The following is a 26,055-nucleotide window of genomic DNA, read 5'->3' as shown; positions in this document are numbered from 1 at the left end:
GGCTGATTAGAATACCTCGTAAAAGAGCCCCCCGCCGCAGGTTAACGCCAACATGTCGAATGCAACCGGCCTTCATAACAATGCTCCCGATAACCAGGAGCCACAGAAAAAAGAGCTGGACAACGTTGACCTTAAACTGGAAGGCCGTGACCTTCGCTGGCTTGAAAAAGTGGCCAGAGCCCCGCAACAGGAGCCCTGGAGTGTCATCATTTTGCAGTACGCATGGACGGCCGGCCCGGTCACCCTGATGGCCGCCTACTTTGGCTACTATTTTGCCTATGGCGAAATAATGCCGGTGGAACGGGCTTTTTATTTCCTCGGCTACTCGGTTATCGCGGTGGCGCTGGGTATGGGCTACCGTCTGTTTCATAACATGACCCACGGTCGGCAACAGATAAGAGACCGGATAAACCTTCTGAACCTGATCGACCAGATTTCCGAGCTGATCTACCAGGTTCGTGACCTTGGCCAGGTGAATATGACAGAAGAACAACGTCGTATACACTCAGCAGGTATCCTGTTTGCGCAAGCTTGATCTCGGCCCCGAGTGGGTCGCTGCCGCAATAGAAGACCTGACCGGTAACCAGCAACTGGCAAAACAGGCAGAGCGCATTGAAATATTCCGCCGCGCCGGACTTTATAACCGGATGCAAGACATCATCCATGAGGCCAAAGAAGAAGCCGACAGCGCCTGGCTCGCCCTCAATGAGAACCACCCACGAACCGCTGAGGCCCTGAAAAAGCGCCTGAACGGCATGGTAGCCCGCCCCCATGATGGACAGAAACGGGAACCCCTCTTTATTGAGCGGATTCTTTCCGCCATTGAGGAAGGCAATGAAAACCTGATGACCCTGCACGACGTGGAGGAGATACTCACCCTCTGTTTTGAGCTGATCTGCGGCCGGGAAATTGCCTACCTGAAAATTGAGTACACCGGTCACTGGGATCTTGCCAGGGCCCTGGATAAGCTTGAGGAAGAACGCAATGACTTGCGTATCAGCCGTGCCAGGGTCTATTCCCGCCTGAAGGCGTTAACCACTTACCTGAACAATATCGGGATTCCTTCGGACATTGGCAGCGGTAACGGACTGAGCACCCACAAACTGCTGGCCACTGCCACCAAATCCCTGGACAACCTCAGCCTTCAGGTACGTGAAGTCCGTCAACTAACCCTGTCCAGCCCCCAGAAAAAAACGGCAAAAAAGCACCTGCTGGCCCTTACCTCAAAGAGCCAGCAGCTGGAAAAAGCCCTTCAGATCTACAACGAAAGCCGCAGGGCCTACCTGAAACAGGGACGGGACAGCCTGCAATTAAAGCGTGCCCTGAAGAACTGGCAAAAACTCTCCAGTAAATATCAATATCAAAATAATGAAAACCTGAAGCGCAGTCTCACCATCTCGGAACAAACCATTTTCCTGGATGCGGAGGCTAAGGCAGAAGTCACCCAGCGTATTCTGCACTACCTCAATGAGTCACCCTACTTACCCAAAGCCGTGCATGAAACGCTGTCTGACGACAATAGCAAGATTAACTCAATAAAGACCGACGCCGGGAACCACCTGGCCGAAGCCGGGGCCCGTGATATCGCCATTGAGATTGCGACCATTCTCGATCCTTACATCCATCTTCATGATCCACAAATCCAAAGGGCCATCGAAAGTGCCAATGCCACCAGTCTGGCCAATATTGAACCGGGCATGAGCGCCCGGACCAAAGCCGCCTGGGGAGAAGCGATGGCCGCTGCCGTGGCCAAGAACCTCGCCACCAGCGCGGAGAAACTGGCGCAAAACCTGATCCGTTATTACCGGGTGCCACTCAGTGACCAGACCATCAACTTTCTGGTTAAAACCTATAATGCCAGTCTGGAAAGGCTTCAGTTTATTGCCCGTTATGAGACACCATTGAGCGCTTCCTACTCTCTGGACAATGTCTCAGCCATGGAAGTTCCGGGGCCAAAAGATACCTGGCAAATTGATCTGTACAATGCCAAAAAGACCATCACTCGCCTGAGCCTGAAAGGCATAGCCTAAGCGGTGATCCAAAGCTACCTGCAGGCCGTAGCTACCTGCACAGGGCATTAAGTCAAACAGTATGCGGCATACCGAAATATACCTATTTTTTTACATAAGATACTATACGTTCGCTGATTACTTATTGCCCAGACCCGCTATCAAAGGCTCAATGACTTCACCGACCGTGTCTTTTCATACAAGGCCGCCGGAGCCGGAACGCCCTCCGATTCCTGTTACCCTGTTGGGAGCCGCTGGCTGAAGCCACATTTACGTTCTATGATGCAGGTAGCTGGGCGTTACTCCAATTTTATCTATGGAGGAGTCGTATGATTCTGGAAGAAGTCATAGATCTCTCGCGCTTTCAATTTGCCATTACTGCGCTTTATCACTTTTTGTTTGTGCCACTGACTATTGGCATGACGTTTATCCTTGCCATTATGGAATCCGTCTATGTGATGACGGGTAAACAGATCTACAAGGATATGACCAGATTCTGGGGCAAACTCTTTGGTATCAACTTTGCCGTGGGCGTCGCCACCGGCCTGACCATGGAGTTCCAGTTTGGTACTAACTGGTCCTACTATTCCCACTATGTTGGCGATATTTTCGGCGCACCACTGGCCATTGAAGCCCTGATGGCCTTCTTCCTGGAATCCACTTTCGTTGGCATGTTCTTCTTCGGTTGGGATCGCCTGAGTAAAGTGCAGCACCTGGCCTGTACCTGGTTGATGGCCATAGGCACCAACCTGTCGGCACTCTGGATTCTGATTGCCAACGCCTGGATGCAGAACCCGGTGGGTGCCGAGTTCAACTTTGCAACCATGCGCATGGAGATGACCAGCTTTGCCGACCTGGTATTCAACCCGGTGGCCCAGGTCAAGTTTATCCATACGGTAGCGGCGGGTTATACCACTGGCGCTATTTTCGTCCTGTCCATTTCTGCCTACTACCTGCTGAACCATCGTGATATCGGCTTTGCCCGCCGCTCTTTCGCCGTGGCTTCAGGATTTGGTCTGGCGGCTGTTCTGTCCGTTATTCTCCTGGGTGACGAATCCGGCTATGAGCTGGGCGATGTCCAGGAGGTAAAACTGGCCGCCATTGAAGCGGAATGGGAGACCCACCCGGCACCGGCCAGCTTCACCGTGATCGGGATTCCTGACCAGGAAACCATGCAAACCGATTACGCCATCAGAATCCCTTACCTGATGGGCATTATTGCCACCCGCTCACTGGATGAAGAAGTCACAGGCATCAAAGACCTGATTGAAAACAAGATGGTCCGTATCCAGAGCGGCATGGAGGCCTATGACCTGCTGCAAAAACTGAAAAGCGGCCAGGATACACCGGAAAACCGGGCCGCCTTTCTGGAAGTGGTGGATGACCTCGGCTACGGCCTGTTGCTGACCCGCTATACCGACAACATTCCTGCGGCCACCGATGCCATGATCCGTCAAGCGGCAGAAGATGCTATTCCAACCGTATGGCCTCTGTTCTTTGCCTTCCGCATCATGGTTGGCTGTGGCGTCCTGATGCTGCTGCTTCTGGTGACGGCATTTGTCAAAACCGCCCGTCGCAATGAATACAAAAGTCGCTTCTTCCTGAAACTCTGCCTCTGGTCGCTGCCCCTTCCCTGGATTGCCAGTGAAATGGGCTGGTTTGTGGCTGAATTCGGCCGTCAGCCATGGTCGATCTCCGGCATTCTACCTACCTATCTGTCGGCATCCACCCGGACAGTCACCGACCTCTACCTGAGCATCGCCGGCTTCACGCTGTTCTACGGCATCTTTGCCGTCATTGAAGTCTGGCTGCTGTTGAAGTACGCCAGACTGGGCCCAAGCAGCCTGCACACCGGCCGTTACCACTTTGAACAACAGCAGGCCTTAACCGATGCTGTGGTTTCTGACAGTCCCCTCCACGGAAAAGCATAAGGAGCGATGACGATGGATTATGAAATTCTCCGATTTATCTGGTGGGTACTGATCGGCGTCCTGTTTATCGGTTTTGCCATTATGGACGGCTACGATCTCGGCACAGCCAACCTTCTGCCGTTCATGAGCAAAAACGACACTGAACGTCGTATCATGATCAATGCCGTTGCGCCCCACTGGGACGGCAACCAGGTTTGGCTCATCACCGCCGGTGGTGCGCTATTTGCCGCCTGGCCAACCGTCTATGCGACCGCTTTCTCCGGCTTTTACTGGGCAATGGTTCTGGTGCTATTTGCCCTGTTGATTCGCCCGATGGCCTTCGACTACCGCTCAAAACTGCCTGACCCACGCTGGCGCAACGCCTGGGACTGGGGACTGTTTGTCAGCGGTATTGTCCCATCCCTGGTGTTTGGCGTTGCCTTTGGCAACATCTTTGTCGGGTTTGGCTTTGCGCTGGACGACTTTATGCGCTCCAGCTTCTCTGGCTCATTCTTCGACCTGCTCAACCCATTTTCACTGTTGTGCGGTGTGGTCAGTGCCGCCATGCTGACCATGCAGGGCGCTGTCTGGCAGAAAATGCGTTCTGGCGAACCCATCCGTCACCGTGCAGCAACGGTCGCCCGCTACTCTGCCCTGCTGACCATGGTGGCATTTGCCGCGGCAGGTTTCTGGGTTGCCCATATCAACGGTTACCAGGTCACCAGTATTCTGGATACCAATGCGCCATCCAACCCGCTGGAAAAAACCGTGACGCTTGCTCAAGGTGCCTGGCTGAACAACTACAGCCAATACCCCATCATGATCATTGCCCCGGTACTTGGCTTCCTGGGCACCCTTGGCGTCATGATCTTCTCCGGCACCAGACAGGATGGGCTTAACTTTACCTGCTCATCCCTGGCACAGGCCGGCATTATCATGACCGCAGGTTTCAGTCTGTTCCCGTTCGTACTGACCTCAAGTACCGACCCATCCTTCAGCCTGACCCTCTGGGACGCAACCTCAAGCTTTATGACCCTGGCCATCATGACCGGCGTTGCCGTGGTGTTTGTTCCCATCATCCTTGGCTACACCATCTGGTGTTTCTACAAACTCTGGGGTCGCATGACCGCCGAGCGCATTGAAAAAGAAAGTCATTCACTTTACTAAAGAGGCAGCCGAACAATGTGGTATTTTGCATGGATCCTGGGTGTACTGCTGGCTTGCGCCTTTGGGATTATTAATGTGATGTGGTACGAATTTCATTCGGACAATTTTGATAATGAAATCAACGGGTTAGACTGATCGAAAATTTTCAGGTTACAATTTGATTGTAACCTGAGCCTCAAAAACGGTACCAAACCGTACCTTTGCTGCGTTTTGTGGTGAATGTTATACGGGAAAATGGTGCCGTTTTTTTGTATCTTTTTGGTACATCTTGGTTTTCCCACAACCATCGAATAAACTCCCGCCTCAACCACTGCATAAGAAGTGCTTTCAAACCATGAAAACCCGCGATCTGCTCAAACTTCCAGACCTCAAACTGGCCCAGGCCATCAGCACCATGAAAGGCAAGGAGTGCGAGAAACACGCCCGGAACTACACCAAAATTCTGGACATAGAATTTGAAGAAGCGATTATGCACGCCACCCACGCCGCAATGTTCAGCCAGAGCGACGAGCCGGTCAAACTGCGCACCTATAAAGCCATGATTGATCTGTTGGCTAGCGATACTGAATACGGCGAAAGGGAAGCAACAATTCTTACTGCACTGTTATTAGCCCATATCAGCAAAAGAATGGATCGGGTTCAGTCCCTTGTTGCTCAAACGCCACCATTTGTCATGTCGTGAAGTTCAAGCACTAACTATGAGTTCAAAAAAACCATCCTATACGCCACTGCAAGGCCAATATCTGTCGTTTATTTACTACTACACGAAGATCAATGGCATGCCACCAGCGGAAAAGGATTTGCAGCGGTATTTTCAGGTTATCCCACCCACCGTTCACCAGATGGTGGTGAAACTGCACCAGCTTGGCCTGATTAGTCGGGTACCCGGACAAGCCCGGACAATGAAGGTGGAGCTTCCTGTTGAAGAGTGGCCCTTTCTTGATTAAAAAAGTTGAATGGAAGTGCTGTTACATTGAATAAAGGGCGTTATGAGAAAGGGAATCCAGAAACTCTGATGCTGCTATTCTTGCACTCTAAACATCAGGGTAATTGATACTACCAAAGCATAAATACTTTCCATAGGCCTCGACCCTCAATCGCCAACTCAGTCTGGTTACCTCATACTCCATCGTGTAATCAGGAAAGTTTATCCCATTCCCTATTCTATGATCGTCAGGAATAGCCCTGTCCACAAATCGCAATTTGTTCAAATAATCCATTTATTGTGAAATCAGCCTAAAACCTGTTTATACATACAGTATAACAATTTTTCCTTTCCTCTTCGCAAATGTACGACTACCAACATCCCCCCCTACATGAGTAAAATAACCAGTCACAAAAAATTCTGCCTCTGAGCTATCTGGTCCCATGCTCCCCTGCGTCAATAAAAGACAATGGTAAAATCCACGGGCGGTAGCGTATCTGCTATTTAAACAATGAATTACAATGAAATCGCCTATAAAAAGTAAAAAAATTGATTAAATCCACTAACCTACTGATTTCCAACCATTATAGGTAACACTGCCTGCAAGCATATCTGGTGTCATGCAACCTGAAAAAACCTTTCACCACTTCAGGCATTTTTTGTAGTGCTCGCATCTTGCTACGAACAAAACTTGTGAACTCATCTTTGGTCTTCAAAGCGACTTTTCCCAGCTTTTCTTTGAGCTGATTCCAGACCTGTTCATCAGGATTTAACTCCGGAGAATAGCTTGGCAGTATGTGCAGCCCAAGCAGCTTCGGCTCTTGTTCTACATAAGCTTTCGTATATTTTGCCCGGTGTGCAGGATGACCATCTGTGATTATGATCACTGGCTTGTCAACACTTCGGACCAATGACTTCAGATAGTCAACAAACATAAAGCGATCCATTTTCCCGGTAAATGTCCGGTATCTCAGGATACCTTCTGAACTCACTACAGAAACAATGTTCAACCTGTGTCTGGAGCCTGTTGTTTTTACAACTGGAGTTAGTCCTTTTACGCCCCATGTCCTGCCACGATGGCACTCAGATTTTGCTGTAGATTCATCCAGAAAGAAGATGATTGCATCTTGTTCTTCTGCTTGCCGAAGTATCGCGGGATAACGCTCATCAAGCCATTCTTCTATTTTTTTTTATCCTGTTCCCAAGCCCCCCAGCGAGGCTTTTGGGGCGAGAAACCCAAGCGTTTTAACAGTTTGCGAACACCGCCAGGTACATACTTGACCTGAAAAGTCTTTTCAATGAGTGCTGCTATGATCTGGCATGTCCACAATGTAGTTTGGTAGCCATAATCAATAGGTGTTCGGGTTCTCAGAAGTAGCTTTAGCTGTTGCTCCTGAACGGCTGACAGTCTTGGCTTGGGGCCAGTTTTACCTGTACGGGTTTTCAGGCCGTCCCAGCCACGCTGTTTGTATCGGTCTATCCATTGATAGACTATTTTTCTTGAGGTTCCATACTTGTGAGCAAGATTTGTAGGACTCATACCTGCATTCCAGTCCTTTATTGCTTTGAATCGAATTTCTTCCCTGATGGAGTCTGAAAGCCTGCGACCGTCAATATTATTCATTACTGCCTCATTTATGGAGGTATGAAGATATGAAGGCGAGAATAATATCATACGACGGTCGTTACCTATAATAGGTACAAATCAATAAAGTGTTTATATATTTAATGTTCATGTACTACCAAAATGACCGAAATATACAAAGCTACACAGATTAATTTAAGGATGATCTGTATCCACCGAAATTCAATTTAATGTAGATAATGCGCTGCTCCGTTCGAGTGATTGAATTCAGAGCCATGAGCAAAAAACCTACAGAAAGTGGCTTGGAGCTAATTGCCATGACCGACTATACCAAGGCTCGCCTGGAGTTTGTTAATTGGGTAAAACAAAGTTTAACAGGGGCAAAGTTAAAGGATGACTTACTCTTTGAAACCAACCCATTTGATCGATATACAACAGGGATTCTTTACTCACCAGGAACTGAGCATGAAAATGATGACCTAATAGGCGAAGAAGAAGAAGGAGATAATATAGAAGAAGTCTCACCTTCAAAGAATACGAAATACCAGCCCCCATCATCAATGGGATTTTCTTTCTATATCGATAAAAGCCTTGAGTCGCTGCGAGTTTTTTTCAGTGCTGTTAGGTTTGAGGATAAAGGAGTCTCTAAACATATTCGTCGCTGGGAAAAGCACCCTCTAGTCAATGATGACGGAGAGGAAGTTGAAGTATTGCTCGATGCGTCATCTCAAAAGATTGTCTGCCAAGAACGCGCTCGGATCGATGTTACTGTTCGCCCCCATGGTGATGGAAAAATTGTAACAGTCACCCTTTCTAATAATCAGCACTTCACAGTAGCTGAAAAAGAGAAAGAACGTGATAAGTTGGCAGAGAACTCTTTGTTTGAGGCCAAACTAAGGTGTTTTTTGCCTGAAAATGCTCTTCGTAACTACCCTCGTGTTAGCAAGGCGTTATTAACGGAAGAAGAACAAGAGCTTGAACTTCGTTACAAAGACGAACATGTCTATGCTATCGGTCATGGCGTGGCGGTTGACTGGTCTCTCGAGAACGGTAATGTTGAATTATTCAGTGACTTTATGCCGGTAGTCGAGGTGCCCCAGGTCACTGCAAATACGGGAGGAAAATTCACTGAGGTTCTGAGCTTTGAATTCCTCAAGTCATTACAATCCAATGGCAAAGTCTTTGAACGCCTCGATGAATTTGTTGACGATTATTCTGACTGGATAGCAGCACAAGAAGATATTGCAAACTCTGAAGAAGACGATGAAAGAGACACCGCAAATCGCCTGATTTCCCGAATGGAAATTGCTAATTCCAGAATGAGAAGTAGCATTTCATTGATGCGAGAAGATGAAGATGCGCAGCTTGCTTTTTCATTAGCAAATCAGGCGATGCTCGCACAAATGGAACTTAACGGAGCAAATCTCCCCCAAAGCCCTTATGGCTGGAGGCCTTTCCAGCTAGCTTTCTTTCTCATGGCTTTAGAGTCGTCCATTGATGAAGACAATGATTATCGAGACTGGGTTGATCTGATTTGGTTCCCTACAGGCGGAGGTAAAACAGAAGCTTATTTAGGGGTAATGGCGTTTGTATTTGTTTATCGTCGTCTCAAGTATTCCAGCAGTGGCAAGGGTACTACAGCGATCATGCGGTATACTCTACGACTATTAACCGCACAGCAATTTATTCGTGCCTGCAAGGTTGTTTCCGCATTAGAATTTATTCGTAGGGAAACACCGACATTGGGAGACGAACCATACAGCGTAGGGCTTTGGCTTGGTGGTGAGTCTTCACCAAACACTTTTGATCAAGCCCTTGAACAATTAAATAAGGGAAACTTTAGTAAGTTTATTTTGCGTCAGTGTCCCTGGTGTGCGGCAGCCTTCACAAAAGATAACTACAAAGCGACTGAAACCAGCTTCCATTTCTCATGCAGTAATCGAGAGTGCGCATTTGGTTGTGAAGAAAATAACGTATTACCTTTCAATGTCGTCGATGAAGCACTCTACAAGGAGCCTCCTAGCTTACTGATTGCTACAGTCGATAAATTTGCCAGACTTCCCTGGGAAAACCGCGCAGGCGCTTTCTTTGGTGGTAATTCTCATCGCCCCCCAGAACTGATTATACAGGATGAACTTCATCTTATTTCAGGGGCGTTGGGTTCTATTGTTGGGCTTTACGAAGTAGGATTCGAAGCGATATTGGTCTCTCGTGGCGTTTATCCCAAGTTTATTGCTTCAACCGCGACTATTCGTCAGGCACCTGAACAGGTTAGAGCGCTGTTTGGCCGTGATATGGCAGTATTTCCTCCCGTTGGCCTTCGGCAAAAAGATTCTTACTTTGCTCGTGAGGTGCCGTTAAGTGAAAAGCCCGGGAGACTCTATGTGGGCTACATGGCTTTTGGACGACAGCGGCAAAATTGTCTGGAGGATTTAGCGGGAGCTTTAGTAGCGACTCCACAGGTTTTATTTAATGATCAGGACGAGTTAAAAGATGCGTGGTGGACTGAGATGGTCTACCATGGCAGCCTTAAAGGTGTAGGCAATAGCAGAACAAATTTTCAAAGCGGTATTCCACGTATTCAGCATCGTTTGCTACTAGCAGACTTTTTAGCCAAAGCTGATGTTTTAGAGCCTGGGTTAGCCGAGTCACTTCGATCAAAAGACTTTATTCGATCGCCAGGCTTCTTTAATGGTGACTGTCCAACCATAATTTCCGAGAATCAAGATCTCTCCAGGCTTTATAAGCAATACTTTCCTGCTCGGAAGCTAAATATTAAATCACTGACAAGTAACCAAACAGCTGATGCAAATGCGAAAATCTTTGAATCATTAAGCTCAAACTACAAGCAGCATGATGCTATTGATGCCGCGCTGGCCACAAACATGGTGTCGGTTGGTCTTGATGAGCCCAGACTGGCACTGATGGTTATCAATGGGCAACCCCTGACAACAGCGGAATATATTCAGGCAAGCAGCCGGGTAGGCCGAGGAAAAATACCAGGAATAGTATTTGCAAATTACTATAAAACTCAAGCCAGAAGCCTTTCGCACTATGAGAACTTCAGAGCATATCATCGTTCATTCTACCGGTTTGTAGAGCCCTCAAGTTTGACCCCTTTTACTCAACAAGTCAGAAATCGGGCACTCCATGCTGCTCTTGTTAGTGCGGTAAGACATGGTGAGCACGGCTTACTCGAAAATAATGATGCACAGGAGTTTACGAGAAGAGCGAACTGAGGTTGCGAAGGTGCTGAAGGAATTAAAACTTCGCATCAAGAGCGCTCTTCTAGGCCGTAAAAAAACTGAAGCAGAGGTTTACGAACATTTAGATCGGCTGGTAGCAGAGTGGGAAGATGAAGCATCATCAGCTACCAACCTAAGGTATAAACAAAATGACAAGTCCACTGAGGGTCTTTTGGTGCCATTTGAAGGGAGTCAATTTTCTTCAGGCCTTTGGAAAACACTTAACTCTATGAGAAATGTCGAAAAGACTGGGCTTTTTGAAATAGCAGGTAATAAACTGAATGATTGATAAGAAATGGTTTACTCCTGTTCGCTTTTCACACTTAACAAGCCATGCCGCAGTGGGCTCCATCGTACGTGATCAAAACGACTGGTTAATGCGTGTAAAGGATACAAGGTATTGGTCTGCTAAGAACATGGTTCAACTACATGCTGTTGAACGGGTAAAGCAGCACCTGCGAATTCATCAAAAACTGTTACTACCACCTACGGCAGAATTTGATGAATCCGTACATTTGAAGATTCATGGAACAACTATACCGACCGAGCGTTTTCCCTCATGGATGAAGTGCAGCCAGTGTGATCTGCTTTTCTATGAACCGTGGCAAACCAATGAAATAGGCATTGATGAGCATATTACTTGTCATAAATGCAAGGCCGGTATTCTGGAACAAGTAACATGGTGTGCAACAAGCAGCTTTGGTGGTCTGTTGGACGTCCCATGGCATAAGATTTGTCACAGAAATGGAGAAACTCGCTGTGTTGCCGAGCGGGAAAAAGGTTATTTAAAAATCCTTAGAGGTGATCGGGGAAAAAAAACGATTAAATGTACAAAATGCGGCTCCAATGCTAATTTTGAACAAGCTGACTTCAAGGGAAGTGCTCATTTTCAAGTAAAAGAAAAATTTGGGGAAGCTCATGAAGGTGGGGTTACCTACACAGTTATGGAGGTCAATGATCCAAGGGTCTACTCTCCGCAAAACGAACGCGCACTTGTCATTCCTCCAGAATCAAATATCGATAGAAACTCGCTGAAATATAAACTTGAATTACATTCCCAATTAATAAACGAGATTAAAGGCGCTACTCGAGGTCTGCAACGCAAGAAATTAATAAAGAGAGCAACCAGTGCACTCAATTGCACTGAAGCTGAATTAAGCGAGGCTCTAAATATTGAAACAACAACGCGACCTTCAGAGGTTGAAATAGTCGCGGGTGACATGCTGGGAGATGAATATCTTGCATTAACCACTCCGGAAGACTTTCCCGAAGGAGCAGACTTTATAACCCGTCACTTGACTCAGGATTGGGTGCAGTATATCGATGATCTTCAAGGAGCTCCGGAGTTACAAATCGCAGCCAGGATAGTCGATCAATTAGTAGCAGTTGACAGGCTAAGGGTAATCGAAGTATTTGAGGGTTTTTCCAGAGCGGCCAGTGACGCTGAAGAACATCAACCCGCCCCATTCGTGCCACCAGACCTGCTTGGTAAAACTGATTGGTTACCAGCAATAGAGTTGTTTGGAGAAGGTATATTTTTTACTCTTAATGGCGAAAAAATAAAGGAGTGGGAGTCCAATCCGCTACTTCGTCACAGAGCGAATAGCATTGAACAGCGTTATCAAAACTCGAATATAATATTGCCCGAAGACGCAACGACCTCGCCGAGTTTCATTTTGCTACACACCTTGGCTCATATTTTAATCAGAGAGCTTGAGTCGACAGCGGGTTATCCAGCAGCTTCTCTGAAAGAACGTATCTATTGTTCCCCTTCTGAAGGTATGACAGGTATTCTGATTTATACAGCTGTAGCAGATGTTGCTGGCTCTTTGGGTGGTATTGTCGAACTTGCAAGACCAGATAAATTTCTAAGACTTTTTGATGCCACATTGCGCCAAGCGGACTGGTGTTCATTAGATCCGGTTTGTGGCGAAATGGAGGGGCAAGGCCCTGCCTGGTTAAATCGGGCGGCCTGCCATGCTTGTGCGCTGATTCCGGATACAGCATGCGATTACAAGAACGTACTGTTGGACAGAGTATTTATAAAGGGGAATTCTGCCTTGGGAATTCCCTCTCTAATAGATGTGATGAGAAACACAGATGGCTAAACGAATTTTCAACTTACCTCGGCGAGATGAACTTACTAAAGATCAACGTAGGGTATTACGCTTGCCAGCAGAAGGGCAATATCTGGTAGTAGGTGCCCCTGGCACTGGAAAGTCAGTAGTAGCTCTGTGGAGAATGAAAGAATTAAACAGTATTGATGATGTTCATTTTCTAACATTTAACCATGTACTGAATCATGCAAATAAAGCGTTATTAGGTGACACTCAACTTGCCTTAAAGAGCAATACAGCCATGTCTTGGATTTATGAGCTGAATTGGAGCACTACTGGAGGTACAGCTGCTACTTATCAGCAAAATAAAATGCCAGAGATAAAGGCTCATAATCCCGACTATGAAAAGCTACAGGAAAGACTTAAGCAGTTTAACTTAGACCTTTCAGGTCATAGTTTTATCATTGATGAGGGGCAGGATTTACCTCCGCAATGGTATGAATGCATCGAAACTTTGGGCGTCGAAAATTTCTTTGTGGTAGCAGATCAGAATCAGCAAATCACTGATGAAAATTCATCAAAAAAAGAATTAATGGAAGTCTTAGGATTAGAGAAAACCGATGTTATTGAGCTTAAAGAGAACTGGCGGAATAGTACCCCCATAGCTGCATTCTCAAATTATTTTTACACCGATAAAACAAGCCCAAAGCCATCACTCCCAAATAGACCATCTGTAAACACTCCTATTTTATTTGAATATAAGACGATCGATCGCATTAAAGAACAGATTCTTTCAGAGTATGATCTTGATCCAAGCAAACTCATCGGGTTCATTGTTGCCAATGAAAATAAACGTGAATGGTGGGCAAAAGACCTCCAGAAAGATAATCAAAGCAGGAAAAACCATTCGCCTATAGTCAGCACCTACTACTCAGATCAAAAAGGTGGAGTCAATATTGATTTTAGCAATGGGGGCATCGTTGTACTGAATGATAAATCAGTAAAGGGCATTGAGTTTGATATCGTATTCATTCTAATTGATGGTTTCAAAGCTATATCCAACGACAAAGAGAGCTTGATGAAGAGAATGTACGTCATGTCATCTCGGGCCAGGGAGCGACTTTATCTTCTGAAAAGTGCTAGTCAAAAAAGTATTTTGGAAGAAATATTACCCCCAGAAGGTGAGACCATTGCCATAGAGAACGGGGAACAAAACATAAATATTGAATTACTGAAGAGGCGTCAGCTGTGAGTACCAATCGTTGGTTTATTGTTACTAATACCGAAAATCTTGAATTCTTTTTTCATTGTGGGTTAATCGTTGATAAACAGGGATTTTCTGGAAATGCATATATTGCAGATGCCATGCAAAACAGCCCGATTGGTTATATCCCTTGTTTTCCGAAAACGAATTTATGGGATGCATTGAATGCATCAAAAGCTGAAGATGACAATCTAACTGAATGTCTACTTGAAATTGATACAAAGCAAATTACTAATATTTTTGCATTCTATAGAACCAATCATCTAGACATTGGAAAATTCAAGCCATTCAAAATCGAAAAAGAAATCAACGGAAACAATAAGGCATTTTCTGAACTATTGTTACCAGCACCACTACCACTGAGTTGTGTAAAAAAAATAATTCTCAAGGACAATAATCAACAAAAATCCATCAAGGCTAAATATGAGCTTTTTTATGGAAAAAATATTGGAAAGTCCGTCACCATTGAAGCAAAGCTGTTCAAGGAAATTAAAACGCCAGAAAACAACTTACCTTTCAACCAAGAAAGTGACTTGGCTGAGCAAAAAAATATTGGAGAACAAGTTCCACATAGAAAGCTGAATTACCAAAAAACCTTTTCATACGGTGGTGCACTGAGCCTTTTGTATTACCAGACAAAAAATGGACGACACTCCACTGAAATATTCAAAAAATTCTCAAAAAACAATTCACAACCTGAACAGGATGACAACACATGGAAATTAACAGCTCTTTTTCATACCGAACCAGAGAAGTGGGATAATGGAACTAATCTATACAATCAAATTATTAGGCTCATATTCGACCAACATAACACAGGTGAAGCACGATATAGTTTGCTAGAGCTATTAAAAAGAGAAAGCCAACCTAAATTGGTTGCGATCTTGGAGGCGATAAATGATCGAACTCATCAAGATCCCCCTGATACTATCTTTAAAAACATAATACAATCTGGAAATGATAAATCAGATCTTGGACTGACAAAATATCATCTATTGTTAACCATGTTCTTTCTACGTGATAATATTGAAACTGTACTCAAATACTATCATAGTAATTTTTCAGAAGAAGACTACTCATTATTTGCCTTATTTTTTGGTGCAATTGGTGGCTTTATTAAGACCCCTGAAACAATCAGATGCACTCATGGGCTATCTATGTGGATTTCATTCAAAATGGCCACATATATGCATTTAAAAACACATAATAACCTATCTATATCTGATGATACTCTTCATACCCTAGCACCTTTTTCAGAGCCAGAAGAACCTATCCTGATCTATGATAAGTACTTCAAAAAGAGCACAACAAACCACAAGTTGCATGACTTTTATGAGTGGTTCAGCTCCGAAATAATTAATGTTCCAGACAGTGAGTTCATATCCTGGAAGCAGAATGAAGAATATGAGCAAAAAAAGGAAGGACAATTTTTCAAGACAAGGCCAAAAACCAAGGCAGAGGTCAATTATCAGCATCTTGAAAATCTAATAGCTAAAAAAACGATTAGTGACTCAAATGATCTCTTCTCCTTTAATTCAATCATTGATTCATATAAGAAAATGTTAAGATGAAAATAATTCCAAACATTCCATATGACAATAATAGCTTTGCTGAAGGTCAGGTTTTTGATGCTCTCAAATCAGCTGAACTGAAAGATGTCAATATTATAGCCTTTCACTCTCTGTCGTTAACCAGCCATGCTGACAAGAGAGAGGGAGAGGCCGATTTTGTAATCGTCAGTACTTTTGGTTTATTTGTACTCGAAGTAAAAGGTGGCAGAATATCGTTTCAAGATGGTGTATGGTTTACAGAAAATAAAAACGGTAAACACCGCATCTCAGACCCATTCAAACAAGCCAATGGTGCTATTCATGCAGTAAACAAAAAAATAAAAGAGTTTCTTAACCTTGAGGAAACAAGAATCCCAATAGGCTATGCGGTAATGTTTCCTAATGTAGTATGGAAGCAGCAAGGTGCCGAATGGGATCGAGAAATGATCTGTGATTCCGCTGATATACGTCACTTTGATCAATGGTTAACAAACCTGTTTAAGTACTGGAATTACAAGCGCCCTGCCAATGCCAACTTGCTTTCAGCAGATGATGTAAACCAAATTGCATCGTTTTTAAGGCCAAACTTCGAAGTCGTACAACCCTTATTTGACCAGATTGAAAGCGTAAATCGTTCATCAGTTTGCCTGACTGAAGAACAATATCACTATGTCGATATAGCAATGGAGAATAAACGGGTGATGTGTTCCGGCGGTGCTGGAACAGGGAAAACCTTCCTTGCTGCAGAGATGGCGAGACGATTTATTGCACAAGATAAAACCGTGCTTCTGGCGTGCAAATCCTCTTGGCTACGCCATTATTTAACAACACGAATCAAGTCTGAGAAATTGTTGATCTCTACGATCAGCGGGCTTTCGACGGCCTTGAGACGTTCTGGACTTGATGCTTTTGATGTTTTGATCGTTGATGAAGGACAAGACCTGCTGAATCGTAGCGACTTAGATATATTGGATAGTGCTATCTCTGGAGGTCTTGATGATGGACAGTGGTACTTCTTTCATGATGCTAATAACCAAGCTGATGTCCTCTCACACATGGACAAGGACGCATTAGGCTGGCTCAGGACAAAGAATAATCCAGCAGTGCTTCGTCTCAATGTTAATTGTCGAAATACAAGCAACATTCTGACCAGTATTCAAACTTCCCTGGGCTGCGATATGGGAAAACCAACCCTTGTAGAAGGACCTGAGGTTACCGAACATCATGGTAGTAAAGAATCGCTTGCTAATGAGCTTTTAAATCTTTTGAAAGAGCTAAAGTCTTCAGAAGTTGATGAACGCTCCATAACCATTCTGTCTTCAGTCAGAAAACGCCGATCTCTGCTCTCTGAGCTAAAGCAAGATGAAGTCATTAGTATTACTGAGCTGGATGATTATAAAGTCAGAAAATACCCATTTGACGGAATAACATTTTCTGAAATAAAAAATTTTAAAGGCCTTGAGAATGACATTATCATTCTTCTGGATCTCCCAAACCCTAGTTCTTTATCTAGCAGTGATAACCGCTCTTTACATTATGTAGGCATGAGCAGAGCTAAAGCGAAGCTGTATTGCTTTTGGTGTTGATTTTAATAAATAAACTCAACTTAGAATTTTTTAATCAATTACTAATCAGAGAAATACCATGTCCCGTGGAATTAACAAAGTCATTCTCATCGGAAATCTCGGTAATGAACCCGAGATCAGGGCAACCCCTTCCGGCACAATTATTGCCAATTTGAGTCTTGCAACCAGTGAATCCTGGAAAGATAGAAAGAAACCAAAACCGGGGTCGGGTCTTGATTCTTGATCTGATCGTCTTACACTTCCACTTCGTACTGCGCCAGATTTGGCGCAACTCCTTTTATTTCCCTCCCTGAACAAAAGCCTTTAGACCAACTCCCACTGACTCCCCTTTCACGGTAATAATCGAACCATCCGGAAGCTCTGCCTGGCTGGTGCCATTACCGTTATTGGCGGTGATGCCAGCCAAAACTTCCACTCCTCCAAGTATCAATGCCTAGAACTGCTGCAGGATATTTATGTAGTTGACAGATTCTCCAAAACCCTTGCCAATCAATAATGATCAAGTTGATGGGGTCGATATGGCTTGTATATTTATTGAACGTGATTCTCGCATATGCAGCCAGCCACTATCAAACTGTTTCTTGTCAAAGGCAGCCCAACCGGACTGCGTACCGCTGAAATTTCCAATTGGACAGGCAAGGCCATTGCCGGACCTCGAAGTGATCTTGATGATTTTCTGACTCGGCCAGAGTTGAGCAGCCCAGGGGTTTATCTGCTAACGGGCACTGATTCTGAGTCTGGAGATCCGGTTTTTTATATAGGCGAAGCAGAGGACGTTTCCAAGCGGCTGAAACAGCATGCCAAAAATGAGGAAAAAGACTACTGGATTCATACCTCTGCCTTTGTCAGCAAAGACGATAACCTGACGAAAGCCCATATACGCTATATAGGAGGGAAAACTGATTCAGTTGGCTCAAACTAATAAGCGAACCATTATCATGAATAATGCTGCAAGTGGCTCTTCATTGCCTGAAGCCGATCGTGCAGAAATGGATGTTTATATTGAGCGCATGTTGCAGTTACTGCCTGTGTTGGGGATTCACCACTTGGTATATTCTTTGCCAGCCACCAAATCTGGCAGTACCACTACCGCTTTTGCATCAGAGAGTGCATCGTTATTTCATTGCAAGGTCAAAGGCTCGCTTATGGCAACTGGTAAGCGCTCTGAGGGTGGCTTTACCGTTTTTAAAGGCTCACAGGCGGTTGAAAACCCCGTTAATTCTTGCCCTGAACGCTTGCGGGCCAGTAGAACCAGGCTAATTGAAAAAGGCATACTCGCGGAAAGTGATAATTGTTATGTCTTCACCGAAGATTATGAGTTCAGTAGCCCCAGTGCAGCTGCCTGTACGCTTAGGGGGCGAAGTACTAATGGTCCGACTTCCTGGGTCAATGATCATCAGCAATCTTTAAGGGATCTTGGGCTTTAACTTAAACCTCCACTTCGTACTGCGCCAAACTCGGCGCAGTACCTTTGATCTCACCTTTTTCTATAAATACTTTTTCCCCAACACCCACAGACTCCCCTTTAACCGCTATAACCGAGCCATCTCTGAGCTTTGCCTGGCTGGTGCCGTTGCCGTTATTGGCGGTAATGGTGGCGACGACCCGCTCCCCTTCAGGAATGAGCGCCTTGAACTGTTGCCAGATGTTAGTGGTTGCCATTAGTAGTGCCTCTCCAATTCAATGCTTTGAATAACGGTTCCCACGCCACTGGCACTGATACTGGTCGCCAGACAGAGGGCTTGCCAGTCTCCCGTTATATCCTGAACCTCGACCAGCATACCCGGCTCAATTAACCCGGGTGCTGTGTTGGTGTCGGTCAATGGCAGCTCGATGGTGGTAATGCTCTGGTTGCCACCCTTAGCCAGCTCATTCCGGCCTCGCTCGGTATTGACCTGCGTTTCCGTGAGCCAGTCTTCCAGAATATCGGGAGCCGGGTTGTCCCCATTCGTTCCCGTTCTTTTGACATTGACCGCCACGCCAGCATTGGTCCCGGAAACATAGACTGCATTATAAGTCTGCTCCGGTCGCCAGTTGGCGCTTAAACTAATGACCATACTGGCCGGAATGATCTTATCCATTGTCGCCGTGTTCCAGTGCCACGGGCTGGCCGGGTATCGGGGTTGAATGCTTACCTGGTCATTATCACGGCTTGGGATGACTACCGATCCTGCCGTTGTGGCTATCTTGGCTACCACCTGCATGGCGGTCTGGTTCTGATAGCTGAATGAGCCTCCGGGCATAATCCAATCCGGTGTGCTGTAGTCGTTCAGGTCAGGATAGGTTGCTGTGAAGCCGCTCTCTTCAAAGAAAGGGGCCAGTTCTTCGATGATAGCCTGTTTAGCGTTGAGGTCGGCACTGTTGCTCTTGCTTCGTTGTGGCGCATAAGGCGCTGCGAGCAGTTGGGTTCGGCTGCTGCCATAGAGGGTGTAACGCTCATCTCCGAAGCGTCTATCCGTACTGTAACGCTCGATAATAAAGATCCACTTCCAGCCATTGATATCCACCTCGATCTGCTTCGGACCGTTCTCGTCCGGTTCCACCAGTGCGATATTAGAAGCGCCCCACAGCTGCCCGGTAAAGCTCCATGAGAAGCTATCAATATCCAAGCTAATCTCCATTGAGGGCAGTTCCAGCGGTGTCCGGGCAGGCAATACCACGGCGGTGATGATGTTCATAAGCAGATAACTCTCCCTGATCTCTGGCTGTTCGGGCTCCGGCTTTTCCACAACGACCGGGTCTGTCTCTCCGCCATAGTTGCCGGTTACTGTTTCATCCTTGGCTTTCTGGCCGAAGCCCCACGGTATAATAACCGGCTGATCCTCGGCTCGGTTGCTCTGAAAGGCAAAGCGCCGCTTGCTATCCACAGGAACAGCTGCGATTTCTTTGTCAAAGGCACCAATCTGGAAAAATACCGAGCCATTTACCTGTGGCTGATACTCCCTATCCCGGAAGGTAAAGTTAAGCGGTTGCTGCGGAAAAATATAAGCAGGGCTTTTTCTTTCGTTGGCACCATAAAGATCAACCGACTGCATCCTCTCCGATACATTGCTATCCCGCTCCGAAGGATGATTCCATGGTGAGGCATGATTATGATCCTGCGCCTCAATGGTTTTATCCCATGCACTCAGCTTGCCGCTGTCTTTCCGCTCAGTCTGCTGCCAACGGGTTCCTGCTGTCGCTTCTTTCTTCTGGCTCTGCCTGTGACTAAAACTGATCTTAGCTTGCTTTTTAGCCACGGCTCCCCAAAACAGCCCAAACGGTGAGGCTTCCAGAGGCTTCGCCTGCTGACTACTTTGCTGCCGGGTAGTACTAACAGGCCGACTGCTGGAATAGCCCGCAGAAAAGCCCTGCTGGCGATTGAGCGCACCCTGCCATTGGCATCCATAAGGGCGAATCACACTGGGAGGCGGTACAAAATAAAACGACGGCCTTCCGTCAAAAGTAAAGTCAGCAATAGCCGACGATGACACGGTATAGGAAGCACCAGTCAGCCGAAAATCGACACTGTCGGTGGGAACCTCATAACTCATGGCAAGGGTTCCGCCTTGATATGGCCATGCACTAATGGGCGATAGAAAGGAAGCGCCCGGAGGGATATACCGCCTTCAATGGTGCGGGTATGGTTGGTGCCGGTATCAATCCACCATGTCGGTTCGGTAGCTGGCAAGGTGCCGCCTGCTTCAACGCGGTAAACATGGCCATTGGGAATGGTTGGATGGATGATGTCCCCTTGAACGACTGCTGCGGTAGCGGTAAAAGGCACACCATATTCATCCACCGCCAGTACAAAGGTATCCCCCGCCTTCGGTCAGCACATCCAGTGTATAGCTGCCATTTTCAGCGTCACTGGTCGTATTGCCGGTTACCGCCCATGAACCATCGGGCTTATGTTCAATAGCCACCAGTTGCCTTGCTGCGGGTTCGGCCTGATTGTCCAGCACCCGCTCTACCTTGCCGGTTATAGTGGCAGGGTCGCCGGTTGGCGCACCACCGCCTCCGCTGGTGCTGATGACGAGATCATAGACAACCACATTGTCGGGAGTAACAGGCTCACTGGCCAGCGCCCGACCATCTTTAAAGATCAACAGATTTAAGGTTTTGGTGCTGTACCTTTCCGGGATTGATTGAATGTGAACATTGCCGTTTTTTACATGTTGGCCAGAGATATATTGTAGTTTTCCTACAGCAAGGGCAAACACGATCCCTTCATAAAGCAGTCCATCAACGGTTAATTTCCCGACGATTTGATTAGCATAAGCAGGAGGCTTTTCCGAGAACAGATGCCATGATGCCGTAAACATTACCAGTCTCCTGACGTTTGAATGTAGTAAGACATCGGAACTCCATTATATCGATCAGCATTCTGCTTCGTTCCCCTGTATTCTATGCCATCTATATTAAGAGGCTTCAGCATCTGCGCCCTACTACTCACATCATTGTGCTGAAGCATCGGAAAAATATTGTACAGTCCCCGAAGACGATAGACGTACACTTGATTGATTACTAAAAACCAAGGGACACGGAGCTGTGCAGCCTGCTCGAATGAAGCAATATTTTTTCCAGCACCAGCTGCGTTAGCAGCATTGTCAGGCAAAATGCTGGTCAAAAAATGATAGCAATCGTTTTCAGACCATTCCTCACCGGGAACCTGTGTTACTGGCCGAATCGTCTTGTTAGTTAAGATCCTCTCTGAAAAACTTTCAAAAAAAGACGGTCTGCTGGAGTAGCTTGTAACAGTTCCCATAGTGCCTGAATACATCGAATTCGTAATCAACACATGACCGATATGTGTCGTATTGTTTAAGCGATCAACGTCACCAATGTAAATGCACAAAGGCATAACAGAGTTGAAGATGCTGCTAAAGGCTGTGTACATAGAGGAAGGGTATGCGAAGAAAATAAAACTCCGTTCATCGCCAACAGCCATCCATTTGTAGCCACTTACATAAGTATTAATTACCTGACTATAGCCAGAATAATCTTCAGGGGATGTGACTACATCAGCAATCTGCATTTTAAAACAGCCTGAATTAGTTGGACTGCTCTCGGCTAACAAATGACAATTCGATTCATAAGCTGACTGATTTCTGTAAACGGTGCGATCACTCCCGGCAACGGCACTGGTCATTAGCTTTGTCCAGCCAAGACCTGTCTTTCCGCTATAGCCATTAACAAGAATGGCATCCAAGACATCAATAATTCCGATTTTATAGCTGCCGCTTGACCCTGAATAAACAAATTTTGGGGCTCCCGGATCATCTGAAGAATAAAAAGTAACAGGCATCAGTCAGCATCCCCCCGAATCTGTAGCGTAAAGTCATCGTTTGTTTCCGTACCCTGACCTGAAAGCACCGTCCGGCAAATCCAAACTGGCGCAAGGCACCCATCGGTATTGAAACGGATAGCGTTGCCTGTTGACCAGCCGCTGCCCCAACCATCGGCTTTCATCGTGAAATAAGGCACTCCCGCCTCCGGGTTAATGGGTGCGGTATCCGTTGTTGTGCTGCCGGTTGATATGATCCCGAGCTTTTCCTCAACAATCTGGAAGGAAGTCGTGCTGGTGAAGATAATCGCCCACTTGCCGTAAATGGCACCCTTATTACTCACTTCTACCGGGTAGTTGATGGAGTTGTATTGGGCAGTTGTCTGGTCTCCGACCCGGTCATCCGTCCAGTTTGGATCGCCGCTATCCCATACCTTCTGGCTGAAAAAGTTTTTCACTCTCGCCTGAAGATCGCCATAGACCACCGCACTGCTGACCGAGGTTTCGCCTGCGGGCAAATCCCAAGGCACCGGGGAGATAATGGACAGGTCACCATTGATCTGCACATCGCTCAATACGCTCATGTGCTCCACCCGATCCTTGATGCTATAGGGTGCCGATAGCGGGCTACTGTCGGCATCAATCAGGCTCAACGGATCGGCAAAGGTCACGGTTCCTGCCTCTCTATCGACGGTGTATTGATCGCTGGCCAGCAAAGTACCACTGCTGTCTTCCACCACAATTTCAGCTTGATGATCACGAGCCAGGTTAATCACCTGTCCTGCCGTTGGAGTACCGATATCGGTGGTTGCCGTATGACTTATAACCACAATATCACCGGATCGATAGATGGGAACCTTGCCATCGGGAGGCAGACGTACCGGGTCAAGGCCGATCAGTTCAGCATCGAGCGGCAGGCTGGTTTCCACCACGCAGTTGTAACGGACACTCTGCGGGATGACGTAGATTGGCTTCTTTTCAAGAGAGTTTCCATCAGTAAACTCAATCTCGCACCAGCCAGTCGTAACGTCGATGTTTCCCGTCACCTCTGAAGTGCTGAAGTCGCCATTAAAGTCAGCTGTCGCAGTAATCACATCCCCGGTATCCACCCGTACAGCCGTTAGCTGCAAACTGCCCTGTCGAACAGGAGCACCGGGAGTACGGAAGGCCACCGCATTTATGCCAAAGCCGACCCCGATGGTGGCCGCTGCCTGAATGGTGGCCGTATTGACGGTGCCGGATGGATAGCTGGCCAGTGTCGCCAGCCCGCCGCTGTAATCGACCCTGCCAACCTGAACACCGGCATTGGTTTCTGTGCTCAGGTTTTTATAGAGTGAGCCATCCCGGTCAAAGTAGGTTTCACCATTCCATTGAAAAACCACGCTGCCGGGGAGCAAAACGGCATTGTCCATCAAGGGCAGTAGATCAATGGTCAACTCTGGCGAGGTAATATTCTCGTTATAAGGCGAATGACTTAAGCCGCTGGCCTGTGCAATGGCGGTAATGGTATTGCTAGTAAAGGTTTGAACTTTTGGAACATTGGTGACCTCGACCTCCCTGATACGACCATTGCCACCATAAGTTCTTACCCGCCATTCTGGATAGTTGTAATTCTCCAATGCCAGAATAGTGAACGCCCCGGTCTGGTAATCAATGCTGCCGGTTACTCCCCGCCAGCCACCCGATGTATCATCGCTGATCTGTTTGGCAACGTTTCTGGTGGACTGGTAGGTTGTCCAGTCATCCTCAAGCCTTGCGCCGTTGGGTACATTGGACAGCTGCTTAACCAGAAATTGCAGCTGGATAGAACCGGGCAATAAAGGCGCTCCGGGTATGGTGCCGCTCATTACGCCCAGATCATCCACCGTAACAATAACCTCGCCACCAGCACTGGTGCCTTCTTCATAAGTCAGCTGTATTTCGGTTCCGCTATCAGGCAGGTTGTCCAGCTTAAAACTCAGCTCGCCGGGAGCGTAATGAATAGCGCCGCTGCCATCACCCGTCAGCAGGCCATTGCCCTGATCAGTCAGGGTTTTATTCCCCCCGGATGAAATATACGTCACAGTCATGGAACCGGGCTTGATACCGGGCTTCTGAACGGTATGCCGGAAGGTCATATCATCTACCGGCACCGAGCCGGTTCTGATCGTCACCTCATCATCATTCTGGGCAACATAGCTGAGAACAATGGCACTGTCCGGATCGGGCAAAGCATCGAGGGTAATTGCCGCCGAGCCGGTTGCAAAGAGGATGGTGCCAGTTCCAGAACCAATCATCTGCCCATTACCGGAATCCCGGATGTCCTGCCATTTGCCGAGCGCAATATAGCTGACCACCAGCGTCCCCGGCCTTGGCTTGGCCTCGGCCATGTTCAGGGTGTAGTTGAAGCCCCGGTTCTGGTTAGTGATGGGGATAGCACCACTGATCGCTGAGCCCGTAATTCCCACCGCTGGCTGATAAGTCGCATTACCGGAGGCCGAAAGAACTCCGCTTACTCGCCAGACGTTTACTTCCCCAAGGTCATAATCCACGGTCAGCTTGCTGTAATTATTGGTGCCGCTTTTATGGATCAGATTGCCTGTGCCGTTATCTTCAAAGGTGCCGCCATCCACCGAAAGGGTCAGGGTTCCGGGCAAAACGCCCCGTTGCAGATAGGTGCGGCTCTGGGTGCCAGTGATATGAACAAAACGACAGCTGACTGATCGATTACTGGCCGAAGTCGCCACCATGGTCTTGCCGGTATAGCCGCCATATTGATCCAGTAATGGGCTTTCGACCTTGGCACTCGGCACCAAAGGCGCGTAAACGCTCTCGGCCTTTACAGTCAGGTCGCCTGCGGTAATGTTGGCGCTCATAGGCTGAATACCATAATAACGGCTGGTATCGGCTATCTGCGTTTCCTGAATGCGGCTGGTTGGTTCCTCCGGCTCGCCGGGAACGGGCGATGCCCCGATAAATTTGGTCACCAAAGGTGCGCTAATCTGCATCTCCACCTTTCGCCGGGTAAAATCGATATACTCCGCTCCAGTGAAATAGGTAAAAATCTCATTGGAATAATCAACGGCAGTAATACGGATGAACTGGCTGACTGTCTCATCTGGCGTTGTCAGCTTATAGACCTCGCCAATTTCAGGAACCGCCGATTCCTCCCGCTGATAGCCGACAACGGATCGCTGCCCTTCCAGCTGATCGCCCACCAGATCCCACGATGCTTTAATGCCCGGAACCACATAACTCTCGATCCGGTCTCTGGCATCGAGCCGCTCGTCTGTTTGGCTGTCGGTATTGAATAACAAGACAGAAACATTCTGATCCTTGGGAGGCTCGGTCAGGATCAAATGGCCTCCAAGGTAAATGTCATTGTTGTCAGTGCTGATCCCGATAAATGCCTTACGCAAAGCCACATCACCAATGGTTCGGTCAATCCGGGAAATGTCCTGAAACTCGACTCTAAAGTTTTAGTCTGACTATTGGGTCAAATTTGAGCAGGT

Annotated in this window: 24 protein-coding genes and 1 pseudogene; 16 read left to right on the top strand and 9 right to left on the bottom strand. The window is 47.0% G+C overall.

The genetic code is table 11. The annotated features are described in order from the left end of the window. Positions 1-52: 52 nt before the first annotated feature. The 7 genes from O3276_RS01495 to O3276_RS01465 all read left to right on the top strand — a co-directional run bounded on the left by O3276_RS01495 (position 53) and on the right by O3276_RS01465 (position 6,033). The gene (locus O3276_RS01495) at positions 53-535 is read left to right on the top strand and encodes a hypothetical protein (protein WP_269674041.1); all 483 of its coding nucleotides are present in this window, start codon (positions 53-55) and stop codon (positions 533-535) included. After that, entirely contained in the window at positions 522-2,030 is a 1,509-nt protein-coding gene (locus O3276_RS01490) for a hypothetical protein (RefSeq protein WP_269674040.1), read from the top strand. The genes O3276_RS01495 and O3276_RS01490 overlap by 14 nt, the downstream gene beginning before the upstream one ends. Positions 2,031-2,338: 308 nt before the next feature. Then, a complete protein-coding gene (locus O3276_RS01485) occupies positions 2,339-3,940 on the top strand; it encodes a cytochrome ubiquinol oxidase subunit I (RefSeq protein WP_269674039.1) in 1,602 nt (533 codons plus the stop codon). Between the two features lie 12 nt (positions 3,941-3,952). Then, positions 3,953-5,086, top strand: a complete 1,134-nt coding sequence (gene cydB / locus O3276_RS01480) for a cytochrome d ubiquinol oxidase subunit II (RefSeq protein WP_101748097.1) — start codon at positions 3,953-3,955, stop codon at positions 5,084-5,086. Between the two features lie 15 nt (positions 5,087-5,101). After that, a complete protein-coding gene (gene cydX, locus O3276_RS01475) occupies positions 5,102-5,221 on the top strand; it encodes a cytochrome bd-I oxidase subunit CydX (RefSeq protein WP_269674038.1) in 120 nt (39 codons plus the stop codon). Between the two features lie 199 nt (positions 5,222-5,420). Further along, positions 5,421-5,768 carry a hypothetical protein gene (locus tag O3276_RS01470; protein ID WP_269674037.1) on the top strand — a complete coding sequence of 116 codons (348 nt, stop codon included), beginning with the start codon at positions 5,421-5,423 and terminating at the stop codon, positions 5,766-5,768. 16 nt (positions 5,769-5,784) lie between these two features. After that, entirely contained in the window at positions 5,785-6,033 is a 249-nt protein-coding gene (locus O3276_RS01465) for a LexA family protein (RefSeq protein ID WP_269674036.1), read from the top strand. Between the two features lie 562 nt (positions 6,034-6,595). Here the strand turns inward: O3276_RS01465 and O3276_RS01460 are convergent. Both O3276_RS01460 and O3276_RS01455 read right to left on the bottom strand, forming a co-directional pair. Beyond that, positions 6,596-7,195 carry an IS630 family transposase gene (locus O3276_RS01460; protein WP_269675920.1) on the bottom strand — a complete coding sequence of 200 codons (600 nt, stop codon included), beginning with the start codon at positions 7,193-7,195 and terminating at the stop codon, positions 6,596-6,598. Further along, positions 7,192-7,635 (bottom strand): helix-turn-helix domain-containing protein, encoded by a 444-nt coding sequence (locus O3276_RS01455; RefSeq protein ID WP_269674035.1) that lies wholly within the window; start codon positions 7,633-7,635, stop codon positions 7,192-7,194. The genes O3276_RS01460 and O3276_RS01455 overlap by 4 nt, the downstream gene beginning before the upstream one ends. Before the next feature lie 236 nt (positions 7,636-7,871). Between O3276_RS01455 and O3276_RS01450 the strand changes: the two genes are divergently transcribed. The 7 genes and pseudogenes from O3276_RS01450 to ssb all read left to right on the top strand — a co-directional run. Then, a complete protein-coding gene (locus tag O3276_RS01450; protein ID WP_269674033.1) occupies positions 7,872-10,835 on the top strand; it encodes a helicase-related protein in 2,964 nt (987 codons plus the stop codon). A gap of 10 nt (positions 10,836-10,845) precedes the next feature. Beyond that, positions 10,846-11,130, top strand: a complete 285-nt coding sequence (locus tag O3276_RS01445) for a hypothetical protein (RefSeq protein ID WP_269674032.1) — start codon at positions 10,846-10,848, stop codon at positions 11,128-11,130. Continuing rightward, on the top strand, positions 11,123-12,949 hold the full coding sequence (gene drmB / locus O3276_RS01440; protein ID WP_269674031.1) for an MrfA Zn-binding domain-containing protein: 1,827 nt from the start codon (positions 11,123-11,125) through the stop codon (positions 12,947-12,949). The genes O3276_RS01445 and drmB overlap by 8 nt, the downstream gene beginning before the upstream one ends. Beyond that, a complete protein-coding gene (locus O3276_RS01435; protein WP_269674030.1) occupies positions 12,942-14,150 on the top strand; it encodes an AAA family ATPase in 1,209 nt (402 codons plus the stop codon). Before drmB ends, O3276_RS01435 begins: the two co-directional genes overlap by 8 nt. Continuing rightward, positions 14,147-15,733, top strand: coding sequence for a hypothetical protein (locus O3276_RS01430; protein WP_269674029.1), 1,587 nt, complete (start codon positions 14,147-14,149; stop codon positions 15,731-15,733). The genes O3276_RS01435 and O3276_RS01430 overlap by 4 nt, the downstream gene beginning before the upstream one ends. Beyond that, positions 15,730-17,298: a nuclease-related domain-containing DEAD/DEAH box helicase gene (locus O3276_RS01425; RefSeq protein ID WP_269674028.1), complete on the top strand. Its 1,569-nt coding sequence runs from the start codon at positions 15,730-15,732 to the stop codon at positions 17,296-17,298. The genes O3276_RS01430 and O3276_RS01425 overlap by 4 nt, the downstream gene beginning before the upstream one ends. Before the next feature lie 58 nt (positions 17,299-17,356). After that, positions 17,357-17,488: pseudogene (gene ssb, locus O3276_RS01420) on the top strand (single-stranded DNA-binding protein); the annotation flags it as partial. Positions 17,489-17,575: 87 nt separating this feature from the next. Here the strand turns inward: ssb and O3276_RS01415 are convergent. After that, positions 17,576-17,704, bottom strand: a complete 129-nt coding sequence (locus tag O3276_RS01415; protein WP_269674027.1) for a hypothetical protein — start codon at positions 17,702-17,704, stop codon at positions 17,576-17,578. Positions 17,705-17,851: 147 nt separating this feature from the next. Here O3276_RS01415 and O3276_RS01410 point away from each other — a divergent pair, with 147 nt between their 5' ends. Continuing rightward, a complete protein-coding gene (locus O3276_RS01410; protein WP_269674026.1) occupies positions 17,852-18,220 on the top strand; it encodes a GIY-YIG nuclease family protein in 369 nt (122 codons plus the stop codon). 16 nt (positions 18,221-18,236) lie between these two features. Then, the gene (locus O3276_RS01405) at positions 18,237-18,725 is read left to right on the top strand and encodes a DUF4357 domain-containing protein (RefSeq protein ID WP_269674025.1); all 489 of its coding nucleotides are present in this window, start codon (positions 18,237-18,239) and stop codon (positions 18,723-18,725) included. A gap of 1 nt (position 18,726) precedes the next feature. Here O3276_RS01405 and O3276_RS01400 read toward each other — a convergent pair whose 3' ends face one another. From O3276_RS01400 to O3276_RS01375, 6 genes are read right to left on the bottom strand one after another with little or no spacing between them, the layout of a single operon-like run. Beyond that, positions 18,727-18,960, bottom strand: a complete 234-nt coding sequence (locus O3276_RS01400) for a hypothetical protein (RefSeq protein WP_269674024.1) — start codon at positions 18,958-18,960, stop codon at positions 18,727-18,729. Next, a complete protein-coding gene (locus tag O3276_RS01395; protein WP_269674023.1) occupies positions 18,960-20,831 on the bottom strand; it encodes a hypothetical protein in 1,872 nt (623 codons plus the stop codon). Before O3276_RS01395 ends, O3276_RS01400 begins: the two co-directional genes overlap by 1 nt. Further along, positions 20,828-21,079, bottom strand: coding sequence for a hypothetical protein (locus tag O3276_RS01390; protein ID WP_269674022.1), 252 nt, complete (start codon positions 21,077-21,079; stop codon positions 20,828-20,830). The genes O3276_RS01395 and O3276_RS01390 overlap by 4 nt, the downstream gene beginning before the upstream one ends. Continuing rightward, entirely contained in the window at positions 21,072-21,602 is a 531-nt protein-coding gene (locus tag O3276_RS01385) for a hypothetical protein (RefSeq protein ID WP_269674021.1), read from the bottom strand. The genes O3276_RS01390 and O3276_RS01385 overlap by 8 nt, the downstream gene beginning before the upstream one ends. Beyond that, entirely contained in the window at positions 21,602-22,585 is a 984-nt protein-coding gene (locus tag O3276_RS01380) for a hypothetical protein (protein WP_269674020.1), read from the bottom strand. The genes O3276_RS01385 and O3276_RS01380 overlap by 1 nt, the downstream gene beginning before the upstream one ends. Further along, positions 22,585-25,962: a hypothetical protein gene (locus O3276_RS01375; RefSeq protein WP_269674019.1), complete on the bottom strand. Its 3,378-nt coding sequence runs from the start codon at positions 25,960-25,962 to the stop codon at positions 22,585-22,587. The genes O3276_RS01380 and O3276_RS01375 overlap by 1 nt, the downstream gene beginning before the upstream one ends. Positions 25,963-26,055: the final 93 nt, after the last annotated feature.

It is taken from the genome of Endozoicomonas sp. GU-1 (assembly GCF_027366395.1).
Taxonomy (GTDB): Bacteria; Pseudomonadota; Gammaproteobacteria; order Pseudomonadales; family Endozoicomonadaceae; genus Endozoicomonas.
Note: the sequence above shows the minus strand (reverse complement) of the source record. Positions and strands in the feature narration are given on the sequence as shown.